Below are 13,415 nucleotides of genomic sequence, written 5' to 3' on the forward strand. Positions count from 1 at the left end.
ATGAACGATGATATTAAACGAGTGGTTGTAAAAGTAGGAACCAACGTTTTAACAAATAAAGACAATAGAATTTTAGGACCAGTACTAAGAGAATTAGTACGTCAAATTTCAGTACTATATGAAGAAAACATCATGGTAATCCTTGTATCTTCAGGTTCTGCGATTGCAGGAATGGAGGTTTTAGGAGACACTAATATTAAAGACAAATCAATAAGACGACAAGTGTATTCTGCTGTTGGACAACCAAGGATGATGCGTCATTACTACAGTATTTTTCATGATTACGGAATGCGTTGCGCTCAAATATTGGCTACAAAACGAGACTTTGACCCTGGAAAACACAGGCAAAACATGATTAATTGTTACGAAGGTTTATTGGCAGAAGGCGTTATTCCTATTGCTAATGAAGATGATGCAGTCTCCTTAACCATGTCAATGTTCTCAGATAATGATGAGTTAGCTAGTTTAGTTGCTGAATTGTTAGATGCAGATCGATTAATCATTTTATCAGATACTGATGGTTTATATACTGGTCATCCAGATGACGATGAATCTCGAAAATTAAACCTGGTAACAACAAACCAAAACGTAGAAAAATACGTCTGCGCTTCAAACAAAAAAGAAGGTGAAGGTCGTGGTGGTATGGCTTCAAAATTAAAAATAGCCAAAGGCACAGCAAAAAAAGATATACCAACTTACATAGCTAATGGTAAGCGCGAAAATGTAATTGTAGATATAATTAATAACAAACAAGTAGGAACTAAATTTATTAGTGCCTAAAAAAACAAAAAAATGAAACTTTTAAACACAAATATTAAAAACAACGTATTAAAATCGATGGCAAAAATTCTGGATCGTAAACGCGATGCCATTATTGAAGCTAATAAAAAAGACTTAGACGCTTTTCAAAAAGAAGATCAAGCACTTTTTGAACGTCTAATTGTAAATAACAAAAAAGTCGATGAAATGATTGAAGCTGTAAATTCCGTAAGGCTTCAAGACGATCCAGTTGGACAAGAAATTTCAAATAGAACCTTAAAGAATGGACTAAACATTGTTAATACTACTGCTCCATTTGGTACCATTCTTATTATTTATGAATCTCGACCTGATGTTACTATTGAAGCTGCAGTATTAGCCTTTAAAGCCAATAATAAAATTTTATTAAAAGGCGGTAAAGAAGCCTATAATAGTAATATTATTTTAGAGGAGTGTTGGCACGAAGCATTAACTGAAAACGGTTTATCTAAAGATTGGATTAAGCTACTACACTTAAAACGTGAAGAAACACAAGAGTTTTTAAGAAACCCAACAGAACCTTTAGACTTAATTGTTCCAAGAGGTGGAGAGCGACTTATTGAATTTGTAAAAACTCATGCCACTTGTGCAGTTTTGGTTAGCGGTAGAGGAAATAATTTCTTATATGTTTCTGAAAAAGCTGATTGGAGTAAAGCGGTAAATGTAATTATCAATGCCAAAACCAATAAAATTTCAGGGTGCAATGCTTTAGATAAAGTACTTATTAATAAAAACCTTCCTGAGTACGAAACTAAATTAATGATGCTAAAACAAAAATTAGAGCAACATAAGGTTGAAATCATTGCAGATAAAAGCGTTTCTAATATTCTAAAAAATGTAGATGAAGTTTCACAAGATACTATATGGTATGAAGAATTTTTGGCATTAAAGCTTTTAATTGCTTCAGTTGATACTATTGATGAAGCTACAAAAATGATTAATAAATATTCAGGAAAACATTCAGCTGCTATTATTACCGAAGATAAAACTGAAGCATTAAATTTTATGAATACTATTGATAGTGCAGCAGTTTACCATAATGCCTCTACTCGATTTACAGATGGTGGACAAATGGGAGTTGGTGCTGAATTAGCAATTAGTACAGATAAGCTACACCACAGAGGACCACTAGGCTTAAAGCAGTTAGTAACTAATAAATATTATGTGTTTGGTGATGGGCAAGTAAGGGTATAAATCGTGCACTCCAAGCGTTTCTTAAAAGTTAAAATGGTTTGAAATTTTGCATTTGTCGCAAAAAAAATTATATTATTAGTTATGATTTACACAGATAAAGATAAATATTCAGACTTTTTAAACGACTCAGTTACTTATCTCAAACAACACGGTTTTGAAAACATAAAAGCCGATATTGATGGTTATGAGACGCCAAAATCTTATGCAAAAAAAGGAAGTGACATTGTTGTAACTCCTGATATTGTTGCTGAAAAAGAAGGCAGAAAGCACATTTTTGATATTGGTTTAAAATCTTCTAAACCAAACTTACTTAAGTCAAAATGGTTATTTCTAAATACTTTAAGCAATCTTAAATCGCACAGATTTAGACTTATAACCACTAGAGGTCACTACAAGTTTACTAATGAAATGTTGGACGATATTAACTTAAATGATAAAAAATTAATTAAAATTTAATTTTTTGTAACATTTTAAGCACTTCGTACGTATAACTATATGCAACATTAAAATTCACCCTTAAAAATAAAGGAGATCATTAGATGAGACAACTTAAAATTACGAAGCAGGTTACTAACAGAGAAACAGCTTCGCTAGACAAATATTTGCAAGAAATTGGAAAAGTTGACTTAATTACCGCAGACGAAGAAGTAGAATTAGCACAACGTATTAAAGCAGGAGATCAAGTGGCTTTAGAAAAATTAACTAAAGCTAATTTACGTTTCGTTGTATCGGTAGCAAAGCAATATCAAAACCAAGGATTAACATTACCAGATTTAATTAATGAAGGTAATTTAGGTCTTATAAAAGCGGCACAACGTTTTGATGAAACTCGTGGTTTCAAATTCATTTCGTATGCGGTTTGGTGGATTCGTCAATCTATTCTTCAAGCATTAGCTGAGCAATCTCGTATTGTTCGTTTACCATTGAACAAGATTGGATCTATCAATAAAATCAATAAAACATTTGCATTTTTAGAGCAAAGTCATGAGCGTCCACCAAGTGCTGAGGAAATCGCAAAGGAATTGGATATGACTATTAACGACGTAAAAGAGTCTATGAAAAACTCTGGTCGTCATGTAAGTATGGATGCACCTTTAGTTGAAGGTGAAGATTCTAACCTTTATGATGTATTACGAAGTGGAGAGTCTCCAAATCCTGATAAAGATTTATTACACGAGTCTTTACGCACTGAGATTGAAAGAGCGCTTGAAACCTTAACACCTCGTGAGGCTGACGTTATTCGTTTATACTTTGGTTTAGGTGATCAACACCCAATGACCTTAGAAGAAATAGGTGAAACTTTTGATCTTACTCGTGAGCGTGTACGTCAAATTAAAGAAAAAGCTATTAGAAGACTTAAACATACTTCTAGAAGTAAAATATTAAAAACATATTTAGGTTAGTAATTCTCGATAATTACGACTAAATTACCGTAACAAACAGTTACACATAACTGTTCGTTTTTTGATTGATGAAAGAACCCAGAGCTGATTACTCTGGGTTCATTTTTTTTAAGTCCATCCCTAAATCCCTTCCCAAAGGGAAGAGACTATGAAAAGACTTTTCTATCTTTGCAAAAACTTTCAACAACACAACAATAATGAATTCTAAATTAATTGCTCCTTCTGTTTTAGCAGCAGATTTTGCCAACCTTCAACGAGACATAGAAATGGTTAATACTAGTGATGCCGATTGGTTTCACATTGATATAATGGATGGTGTTTTTGTACCAAACATATCTTTTGGAATGCCAGTTTTAGACGCTATTTCAAAACATGCTAAAAAAACCATTGATGTACATTTAATGATTGTTGACCCAGATCGCTACATAAAAACCTTTGCTGATTTAGGAAGCAATATTCTAACGGTTCATTATGAAGCTTGCACACATCTACACAGAACTTTACAAGCTATAAAAGCACATGGTATGAAAGCAGGAGTAGCATTAAATCCTCATACTAATATTAACGTACTTGAAGACACTATAAACGATATTGACCTAGTATGCTTAATGAGTGTAAACCCAGGTTTTGGTGGTCAAAGTTTTATTGAAAACACATACAATAAAGTAAAACAACTTAAAGAACTAATTACCAAAAAAGGTGCTTCAACAAAAATTGAAATTGATGGAGGCGTTACCAATAAAAATGCAAAACAATTGGTTGATGCTGGAGCTGACGTATTAGTTGCAGGTAGCTATGTATTTAAAAGCGAAAATCAAATTGAAACTATTAAAGATTTGAAAGCGTTGGCTAACTCATAATCTTAACATAAAAAAAGCTCCTGAATTCAGGAGCTTTTTTATTAACAACTTATTATCTAATACTGATTAATTAAATAGTTTATTAAATCGGTAGTTGTAACAATTCCTACTAATTTATCATTATCAACAACTGGTAATGCATGAAACTCTTTTTCAGCTAGTATTTCAGCAACTTCTTTAATAGTTGTATTTGATGATACACTAGTTAACTTTTTAGCCATAACCTGCTCAATAGTAAACATATTATAAACTACTGTATCAACAGAAGTCTCATCATCTTCAACAGCATCGGCAAAACTAATTCGTAACAAATCTGTGTAACTTAACATTCCTATTATATGCTCTCCACTAACAACAGGAATATGTCTAATACGATTACTTTTAAATAACCTTTCTGCAGTTTCTAAATCATCTTTATGGTTTAAGGTAATGACATCCTTTGTCATTATTTCAGATATTAACACTCTTTTTTTCATCTTTTTAGGTTTTAAATTCACTATTAAAGATAAAACCCATTATTCAAAAAAAGCATGACAAAAGTCATTGGAACCCACTAATATCCTGCAAAGTTAAAATTAAGCATCTGTTTGGTTTTATCGTAAATTTCTGGGAAGAGCGATTTAAACTCATCAGGAGTTTCAATAAAGGTTTCAATAATAACAGCTATAAACTCAAACTGGTTGGTATAAGCATAGTCTCTAAAGTATTTAGACGCTATTAAATCTTTTCTTAGTGTTTCTTCATTAGATAATAATGTGGTAAGCTCTTTAAACGAGTCAGAAAAAATAGTAGAGCTAACATCACGTTCTTTTATACTATTTAAATGAATAGCGTGGGCAAACTCATGTATACCTAGGTTTAAGTTATCATTATCAATAGCAAAGCCTTTTTTAAAATCTTTCCAAGAGAGCACCAAAGTTTGCAATTTAGGATTAAACTCCCCTTTATGATAATCGTCATTAATAGTTGAGTAAAACTCTTCTGGATAAATAAAAATATTATTTACCAAAGCTATATAAAAGTCTCTAAAACCAAAAGTAAGCATTACAGCTGTTGCTGAAATAAGGACTTTCATTTCTTCAGTAATTTGCAACCCGCTTCTTCCAACAAACTCTTTATCTGCTATAAACGAAGCAACACGATGCTCAAAATACTTTTTGTACTTAGAATTTAATTTATTGTAAAACTTAAATTGATTTTGCAGTATTAACTTTTGAGGTTCATTAAGTTGTTTTAAAAAGAAAGGAGAATGAACATAAAAAGGTTTTTTACGCTTCATTACATAACTTAACTCTGCCATTTTTAAAGCAAAGTAAAAAAGCATTCCCAATAAAATAGCAAAGAAAACACCAATGACTACTTTGCCACCTGTTGTTAGTTGTTCGATAAGTAATAGTAAATTCACTTCAAAAATAACGTTGTTAATAAGAATAGATTGTGAGGGAGTCTATAATTTTAGGTTTTATAAATATAAAAAAATGACAGCTATTTTAGTACCCTTAAAATCAAATTACTTTTTTTTAAGGATTATTGAATTATGAGTTGTTATATATATAACTAACAAGCATTTTAATTTTTTTTGTTAAATTTAGAAATGTAAACTCCATTTACTATGAAAAGAAGACATTTTATTAAAAAATCTGGTAAAGCAATTTTAGCTCTTTCTGCTATTTCTATAACAGCCTCTGTAGCATCATCGTGTAGCGAGTCTGATGATGATAGTTTTGATGATGGATATTATGGTGACGGTTATTATGATGATGGGTATTACGACGATGGATACTATGATGACGGTTACTATGATGATGGATATTATGACGATGGGTACTATGATGACTAATATTTCCATAGACATCTTTTAAGTGTTTCTTATTTATTTTCCTCTAATTTGAATTCAGTACTGTTTTTACATGATACTTCTTTAGCTACGCCTAGAGGAGCAGAATTGACTATTAAACAATTAATCCGTTTAGGTGAGCAACGACAACATACTGTAACGTTGGACTACCTTAGGAGTTTTGATGCAACCAAAAGAAATATTCAAAATTCAGATTTAATTATTGTTTGTAGCATTACACGTTGTCAGTATGAACTAGAATTAATCAATTATTTAATTTCTTCAAAAGCACTGTATATAAAAATTGAATACGATTATAATTTTTGCGTGAGAAGGAACATTTTATGTACAGTTGACAGAAAAGTAACCAACTGCTGCAACCCTGATAAATTTCATCATTACAGAAATTTATATGCCAATGCAAAGTTTAATGCATTTCAATCACCAAGCCACTACAAAGCACATGTTGATTTTTTTGGAGATGCAGTTTCAAACCACATGATCAAACCTCCTACTGTACATGTTGAAGATTTACAAATTAGTGAAGAAAAAATTGAAGACACGATTCCGTTTTTTGGAGACCTCAATTATCTAAAAGGCGGATACGCTTATGTAGAATATGCTAAAGAACATCCCAACATTAATTTTACAGTTTACGGAGAAAACAAGTTGCGTACTGAGCTACCCAGCAATATAAGTTTCCATGAGCCAATACCTAACAAAGAGGTTTTAAAAATACTAGGAAAAACTAAAACGTTTATTTGCCAACCTGTATGGCCAGAGCCTTCTGGTCGTTTGGCTGCAGAAGCCTTTTTGTCAGGATGTAATATTATTTCAAATGACAGAATAGGCACATTTTCATTTGATTTTTATCCAAATAACAAAGATAAAGCCATTCATGAAATGAAAACTATTTTGGATGAATTTTGGGATAGAGCAGAACAAAATATCAAGAAAAAACCTGAAACAAAAACCAACACCTTAGGAAAGGTATTAGTTTACAAAAGCTATGGAGGCTTAGGCGATATCTTTTTTTCAATTCCTGCAATTAAAAAACTAGCTAAAGTATCTGACAGTTTACATTTTGCAGTAGCTCCTCGTTTGGTTGATTTTTTCACAAACCACCTTGAAGGCATTACAGTTGTTAATGAAGAAGACGCAAGACAACAAGAAGACAACTATGATAATATTTACGAATTAGGTAATTATCCTGCTTTTAGAGGATATGATTTACCTCATGCGCTTAAATATCCAACACATAAAAAAGTAAAACAGCATTCAATTTCACATTATATTGATACAGTTTCAAAGCTTCACAAAGACATAAACAATAGCTATGATGGGTTTCCTTATTTTAAAACTTCTAAAGAAAATCCAAAATATTATGTACTACACCATGGAGCTGGTTTTTTGTTAAAAATATGGCCTACAGAAAAGTATGCTCAACTTATCGAAACCCTTTCTGAGCTTTTCCCAACACTAAATTGCAAGATTATAAAAGGCCCAAATGACCCTGACATTGAGTCCTATTTTACCAAACCAATGCCACATATAGAATATATAACAGGCGGAATGACTGATGTTGGCAATGCAATGGCTGGAGCTCTTTTTCATATAGGAAATGATGCAGGAATCACTCATGTTGCTGGTGCTTACAATGTACCTACCGTTGGCATTTATGGACCTACTGGACCTGGAAGCTGGGGAAGTTTTTCTGAGAACAATGAAATTATTTGGGGTAAAAAAGGTGTTTGTAATATTCGTTGTAACTATGATGTGATTTTAAATTGCGACCATAAAGTTTGTCTAAACTCAATAACAGTCAACAGAGTTGTGGAAGCTATTTATAAACTTCTTCAAAAAACATATCCTGAACTATCTAATACTCTTAAAGTTAATCCTCAAGCAGTTATTGATTTTAGTAATAAAGATTGCTTGATTAAGTTATACGACAATGAATTTTTATTGGAATATCATAACGATTCAATGAAAAACCAAATTGAGGATTTATTACAAAAAGAATCTGTTGCCACTAAAAATGACATGTCTTTTAATATGGTTTTAGAAGTTTTGAAACAACAACATATCATCTTCAATATACCCAGTTTTTCTTAATTCAAAAAGGGTTCCATTTCGTTTCAAAACGCAGTATTATTTAGTAATTTAGGACTTTACTATCATTTTCTGAATTACTAACCATTACGCATTTAATGAAAAACCTTTACTTACTTTTAGTAGCAATACTTTTTATAAGCTGTAGCGAAAAAAAGACTCCTAGAACTCTAATGGACCTTCAAGGTCAATGGCAATTCGCAACCGACTCATCTAATCTAGGTGTTAATGAAAAATGGTTTTTAAAAACCCTTAACGATTCCATCAATTTACCTGGAACAACAGATACAAACCAAAAAGGATTTATTAATACTGATAGTACAACCTTACACTTGAGCAGACCTTATAAATATGAAGGTATTGCTTGGTATAGAAAAAAAATAGTCGTTCCTGAGCTCTTCAAAAACAAACATATAGAGTTAGTATTAGAACGCTCAAAATTTTCAAAAGTATGGATTGACTCAACATTAATTGGTTCTTCTAAACTACTACAATCTCCTCAACAGTTCAATGTATCTAAAGTCCTAACTCCTGGTGAGCATTTTATTACAATACAAGTAGACAACAGTTTAAAATTAACACCTTACGGAAATGCACATATCTATTCTGACGATACTCAAACAAACTGGAATGGTATTATTGGAAAAATGTATTTAGAGGCTTCTCCAAAAACTTTTATTAGCAATTTGCAAGTACATCCTAATATAGACAAAAAGAAAATTGATGTTTCTATTGAAATTGAAAATGCTCTTAACATTTCTGACTTAAATATCCAATTTGACATTAAGAAATCACACGATGGAAAAACAACTCAATTAACACCCAAAACATTCAACATTAAAGACAACAAAGCTATTTTAGAATACGTCTTTAAAGATTCTATCAGCCTATGGAGTGAGTTTGAACAACCTATATATGAATTAACTGCAACTATTCTAAACCCTGAAAGCAACGATGCAAAAACCGTTAGTTTTGGTATGCGAAATTTCTCAGTTAACGGTACGCAATTTACCATAAACAAAACTAAAACATTTTTAAGAGGTAAACATGAAGCTGCTGTTTTTCCTCTTACTGGTTATACACCTACTAGTGTTGAGGATTGGGAACGTATTTATAAAATCGCAAAACAATATGGCATCAATCACTATAGATTTCACACCTATTGCCCTCCTGAAGCTGCATTTATAGCTGCCGACAAAACAGGAATATACCTTCAAGTTGAATTACCTTTTTGGGGTGGATTAGAATCTGATACTATAGCTAACAATTTAAAAGAAGAAGGCATAGCAATGTTAAAAGCTTATGCAAATCATCCTTCGTTTGTAATGTTTTCTCCTGGCAACGAAATTTGGGGAGGTCACGACAAGGTTGAAAATGTAATGCTTGCTTTGAAAAATTACGACAACAGGCCTCTTTATGCTATGGGCTCTAACAACAATATTGGATATCTTGAACCCAAAGCTTATTCGCAGTTTTTTGTTGGAGCTAGAATTCCTACAAACGGTCATTCTACTCAAGGACACACAAGATTAACGCACGCTTTTGCTGATGCCGAACAAGGCGGAATATTAAATACCTCAACACCATCAACGCAGGTAAATTTTGATTATGCTGTAAACAACATGCCACTTCCTTTAGTAAGTCATGAGATTGGTCAGTATCAAATTTATCCCAATTATGATGAAATTGACAAATACACTGGTGCTTTAAAACCTCGAAATTTACAAGTGTTTCAAAAACGCTTAGAAAAAGCTGGAATGGAGCATTTAGATAGTAGTTTTCAAAAAGCATCTGGTGCGTGGTCTGCTATTTGCTATAAAGCAGAAATGGAAGCAGCATTACGCACTAAAGGAATGGCTGGATTTCAGTTATTGGACTTACAAGATTTTCCTGGTCAAGGTACTGCTCTTGTAGGTGTTTTAGATGTATTTATGGAAAGTAAAAATGTTATAACTACTGAATCATGGAAACAATCTTGTAACGATATTACTTTGTTGGCTGAGTTTTCAAAATACTGCTGGACAAATACTGAAAGGTTTCAGGCACAAATTAAGATTGCAAACTATTCTGATGCTATAGTTGATACAGTTATTGACTGGATAGTTAAAGATGAAAACGGAAACACTTTTAAACAAGGCAGTTTTGACAAACAATCTTTTATTAATGGAGAATTATTAGATGTTGGCACATTAACCTTAAAATTAGATGATATTGATACTGCAAAAAAATTAACGCTTAATATTACTATTCCAAATACATCATATAGCAACTCGTATCCTATTTGGGTTTACCCTTCAAACCAAAAAATTGTTATTCCTGAAACTGTTTTAGTAACCAACACGTTTAATTCAATAACTCTTTCTAGTTTAAAAAACGGAAAAAACGTATTGCTATTTCCAGACTTCGATAGTATTGAAACTAAAAGTGTCGCTGGACATTTTCCTCCAGATTTCTGGAATTATGGAATGTTTAAAAACATAAGTGAATCTGTTAAAAAATCCATTTCTCCAGGAACTTTGGGTATTCTCACAAACCCAAAGCATCCAATTTTTAATAATTTCCCAACAGATTATCATACAAACTGGCAATGGTTTTCAATACTAAAAGAAAGCAGACCACTAATTTTAGACGAGCTCAACAAAGCATTTTTACCGACAGTTCAGGTTATTGACAATTTAGAACGAAACCATAAACTAGGTTTAATTTTTGAGTTCAATGTTGGAAAAGGCAATTTACTTGTATGTATGTCTCCTTTGAATACCATTCAAACTCCTGAGGTAGTTCAACTTTATCAATCTATTTTAAATTATATGAGTTCTGATAATTTTCATCCTAAACAAGCTTTAAAATATTCTGATCTTGAAACCTTATTCAACAATTAAAAGTTGTACATTTTTTTGACAAAATAATACTACTAAAAGCCTTGTAAATTGAGTACTTTAAACAAAAAAAATAAAATGACTAGAAACATCTTTATAATTGCATTTTTAATCACTTCTACTCTATTTGCTCAAAACACTTTAAGCAGAATACACGTTAAAGGCAACAATTTTGTGGACGACAAAGGAAATACTGTTGTTTTTAGAGGACTCAACACAAGTGATCCTCATAAACTAGATAACCAAGGCTATTGGACCTTAGAGTATTTTAAAGAGATGAAAAATTGGGGAGCTAACTTAGTGAGGTTTCCTATACATCCTCCAAATTGGAGAGAAAGAGGACACGATGCTTATTTTGAGCTTTTAGACAAAGGAATTAAATGGGCTGAAGGACTAGGAATGCATGTCATTATAGATTGGCACAGTATAGGTAATTTAAGAACAGAGATGTATCAATCTGATATTTATGATACTACCCAAAAAGAAACTTTTGACTTCTGGAGAAAAATCGCTGTTAGGTATGGTAACAACACTACTGTTGCCTTTTATGAAATTTTTAATGAGCCTACAACTTATAACCATACACTTGGGACAATTAATTGGGAACAATGGGCTGATATCAATAAAGAAATAATCACTATTATTAGAGCTAATAGCGGAAAAGGAGTTCCGTTGGTAGCTGGATTTAATTGGGCTTATGATTTAACACCATTAAAAACTAACCCACTTACTATTGAAGGTATTGCTTTTGTGAGTCATCCATATCCGCAAAAGAGAGAAAAACCTTGGGAAGCCAAATGGGACAATGATTGGGGTTTTATTAAAGAAACTCATCCTTTAATTTTAACCGAAATAGGATTTTGTGGTCCTGAAGACCCAGGAGCACACTCTCCAGTAATTAGCGATGAATCTTATGGAGATGCCATCACAAATTATTGCGACCAAAAAGGTATTTCTTATATGATATGGGTATTTGATAAAGAATGGGCTCCTCGTCTTTTTATTGATGATGATTACACACCTTCAAGACATGGTAAATACTTTAAAAAGAAACTAAAAAGCTATAAGTACTAGTTCTTTTTATCAAGTTTAACCATTAGCACATCGTGAGATTCTATAACAGATTTTAAATGCTTAGAAGTATCTCCTAAATCTTTATGATTAAATAAGTCTCTTATTGTAAACTTAGTCTTTTTCATATCAACGTATTTACCATTTAAATCGTCACCAATGTTATGTTTTTCCCAATCATAATCTAATTGAATTGGTTTATCACTCATATTTACAAAGGTTAAAGCCCAAGCATCATTATCTAGTGGTTTTATCCAAATTTCAATATTGTTTTCGTTTGAAAACCTAAATCCTTGAATACCCAACTTATCTTGATTAACAGCTATAACTTCTTTATTCGTTAGTGTTTTTATAGTTTCTTTAGAAGCAGTTCTTAAATCATTCCCCATAATAAGTGGAGAAGCTAACATGCTCCACATTGCAAAATGGGTTCTATCCTCTGCATCAGTCATTCCATTACCAACTTCCATCATATCTAAATCATTCCAGTGACCAGGACCAGCTGCTTTTCTAATATTCTTTCTCATATTGATAATTTTCCAAACTCCAGAAGACGACCATGAACCATGGCCTACTTCGCAATCCCAACAGTTAATAATATCACCTGTTACTCTCCATAAATGCCCTACATCTTCAGCCCATTCCCATGGCTTATTGTCTCCCCATTCGCATATACTGAACACAATTGGTCTACCAGCTGTTTTAAGTGCATCTCGCATTGTCATATAAGCACCTTCAGCATTTAATTTAGGCGTGTTGCACCAATCATATTTTAGATAATCCACATCCCAAGACGCATAACTCCTTGCATCTTGATATTCATATCCTCTACTCCCAGGATAACCAGCACATGTAGTATAACCTGCACAATTATAAAGTCCAAACTTTAATCCTTTTGAATGTATATAATCTGCAAGAGCTTTCATTCCACTTGGGAATTTTACTGGGTCAGCAACAAGATTACCATTAGCATCACGCTCTTTAGCCATCCAACCATCATCTAAAACAATGTATTCGTATCCTGCATCTTTAAAACCTAATTCTTCAAACTTATCAGCAATTTCCATAACCAGTTTCTCATTGATATCTGTCCCAAAAGTATTCCAGCTATTCCAACCTAGAGGAGGTGTTTCTGCTAATCCTTCAAATTTTTGCGCATTGCTTGTTATTGAGATTAAAAATAAAAGTGCAAGTAAAGTGTTCTTTATCATTGGTTTTGTTTTTTAAAAAATTCCCTGTAAAAACTTTACAGGGAATTTAG

12 protein-coding genes are annotated in these 13,415 nt (G+C 32.4%); 9 read left to right on the forward strand and 3 right to left on the reverse strand.

Going from position 1 to position 13,415, the window contains the following annotated elements:
- From proB to rpe, 5 genes are all read left to right on the forward strand, one after another.
- Complete coding sequence (proB, locus tag OD803_RS01720) at nucleotides 1-780, forward strand: glutamate 5-kinase (RefSeq protein ID WP_129759295.1); 780 nt, start codon at nucleotides 1-3, stop codon at nucleotides 778-780.
- A gap of 12 nt (nucleotides 781-792) precedes the next feature.
- A complete protein-coding gene (locus OD803_RS01725; RefSeq protein WP_262732133.1) occupies nucleotides 793-1,992 on the forward strand; it encodes a glutamate-5-semialdehyde dehydrogenase in 1,200 nt (399 codons plus the stop codon).
- An 81-nt stretch (nucleotides 1,993-2,073) separates the two neighbouring features.
- Complete coding sequence (locus OD803_RS01730) at nucleotides 2,074-2,448, forward strand: hypothetical protein (RefSeq protein ID WP_129759297.1); 375 nt, start codon at nucleotides 2,074-2,076, stop codon at nucleotides 2,446-2,448.
- Nucleotides 2,449-2,531: 83 nt separating this feature from the next.
- On the forward strand, nucleotides 2,532-3,395 hold the full coding sequence (locus OD803_RS01735) for a sigma-70 family RNA polymerase sigma factor (RefSeq protein ID WP_053976055.1): 864 nt from the start codon (nucleotides 2,532-2,534) through the stop codon (nucleotides 3,393-3,395).
- Nucleotides 3,396-3,592: 197 nt separating this feature from the next.
- Complete coding sequence (gene rpe, locus OD803_RS01740) at nucleotides 3,593-4,255, forward strand: ribulose-phosphate 3-epimerase (RefSeq protein WP_129759298.1); 663 nt, start codon at nucleotides 3,593-3,595, stop codon at nucleotides 4,253-4,255.
- Between the two features lie 56 nt (nucleotides 4,256-4,311).
- Here the strand turns inward: rpe and OD803_RS01745 are convergent, their stop codons facing one another.
- Together OD803_RS01745 and OD803_RS01750 are read right to left on the reverse strand one after the other, a co-directional pair.
- A complete protein-coding gene (locus OD803_RS01745; RefSeq protein ID WP_129759299.1) occupies nucleotides 4,312-4,731 on the reverse strand; it encodes a CBS domain-containing protein in 420 nt (139 codons plus the stop codon).
- 77 nt (nucleotides 4,732-4,808) lie between these two features.
- Nucleotides 4,809-5,660, reverse strand: coding sequence for a zinc-dependent peptidase (locus tag OD803_RS01750; protein WP_243832939.1), 852 nt, complete (start codon nucleotides 5,658-5,660; stop codon nucleotides 4,809-4,811).
- A gap of 207 nt (nucleotides 5,661-5,867) precedes the next feature.
- Here OD803_RS01750 and OD803_RS01755 point away from each other — a divergent pair, with 207 nt between their 5' ends.
- From OD803_RS01755 to OD803_RS01770, 4 genes are all read left to right on the forward strand, one after another.
- Nucleotides 5,868-6,095, forward strand: coding sequence for a hypothetical protein (locus tag OD803_RS01755; RefSeq protein ID WP_262732134.1), 228 nt, complete (start codon nucleotides 5,868-5,870; stop codon nucleotides 6,093-6,095).
- A 48-nt stretch (nucleotides 6,096-6,143) separates the two neighbouring features.
- The gene (locus OD803_RS01760) at nucleotides 6,144-8,207 is read left to right on the forward strand and encodes a glycosyltransferase family 9 protein (RefSeq protein ID WP_262732135.1); all 2,064 of its coding nucleotides are present in this window, start codon (nucleotides 6,144-6,146) and stop codon (nucleotides 8,205-8,207) included.
- 95 nt (nucleotides 8,208-8,302) lie between these two features.
- Complete coding sequence (locus OD803_RS01765) at nucleotides 8,303-11,086, forward strand: sugar-binding domain-containing protein (RefSeq protein WP_262732136.1); 2,784 nt, start codon at nucleotides 8,303-8,305, stop codon at nucleotides 11,084-11,086.
- A 75-nt stretch (nucleotides 11,087-11,161) separates the two neighbouring features.
- Nucleotides 11,162-12,157: a glycoside hydrolase family 5 protein gene (locus OD803_RS01770; protein WP_262732137.1), complete on the forward strand. Its 996-nt coding sequence runs from the start codon at nucleotides 11,162-11,164 to the stop codon at nucleotides 12,155-12,157.
- Here OD803_RS01770 and OD803_RS01775 read toward each other — a convergent pair.
- Nucleotides 12,154-13,365 carry a glycoside hydrolase family 27 protein gene (locus tag OD803_RS01775; RefSeq protein WP_262732138.1) on the reverse strand — a complete coding sequence of 404 codons (1,212 nt, stop codon included), beginning with the start codon at nucleotides 13,363-13,365 and terminating at the stop codon, nucleotides 12,154-12,156. The two genes, OD803_RS01770 and OD803_RS01775, sit on opposite strands and share 4 nt — an antisense overlap.
- Nucleotides 13,366-13,415: the final 50 nt, after the last annotated feature.

The sequence above is a fragment of the Gaetbulibacter sp. NE genome (assembly GCF_025548475.1).
GTDB lineage: Bacteria > Bacteroidota > Bacteroidia > Flavobacteriales > Flavobacteriaceae > Gaetbulibacter_B > Gaetbulibacter_B jejuensis.

Excerpts from the sequence above, each read along its gene's own strand:
- OD803_RS01725 (WP_262732133.1), top strand. The coding sequence starts at position 793 with ATGAAACTTTTAAACACAAATATTAAAAACAACGTATTAAAATCGATG.
- OD803_RS01775 (WP_262732138.1), bottom strand. The coding sequence starts at position 13,365 with ATGATAAAGAACACTTTACTTGCACTTTTATTTTTAATCTCAATAACA.
- OD803_RS01770 (WP_262732137.1), top strand. The coding sequence starts at position 11,162 with ATGACTAGAAACATCTTTATAATTGCATTTTTAATCACTTCTACTCTA.
- OD803_RS01765 (WP_262732136.1), top strand. The coding sequence starts at position 8,303 with ATGAAAAACCTTTACTTACTTTTAGTAGCAATACTTTTTATAAGCTGT.
- proB (WP_129759295.1), top strand. The coding sequence starts at position 1 with ATGAACGATGATATTAAACGAGTGGTTGTAAAAGTAGGAACCAACGTT.
- rpe (WP_129759298.1), top strand. The coding sequence starts at position 3,593 with ATGAATTCTAAATTAATTGCTCCTTCTGTTTTAGCAGCAGATTTTGCC.
- OD803_RS01735 (WP_053976055.1), top strand. The coding sequence starts at position 2,532 with ATGAGACAACTTAAAATTACGAAGCAGGTTACTAACAGAGAAACAGCT.
- OD803_RS01755 (WP_262732134.1), top strand. The coding sequence starts at position 5,868 with ATGAAAAGAAGACATTTTATTAAAAAATCTGGTAAAGCAATTTTAGCT.
- OD803_RS01745 (WP_129759299.1), bottom strand. The coding sequence starts at position 4,731 with ATGAAAAAAAGAGTGTTAATATCTGAAATAATGACAAAGGATGTCATT.
- OD803_RS01730 (WP_129759297.1), top strand. The coding sequence starts at position 2,074 with ATGATTTACACAGATAAAGATAAATATTCAGACTTTTTAAACGACTCA.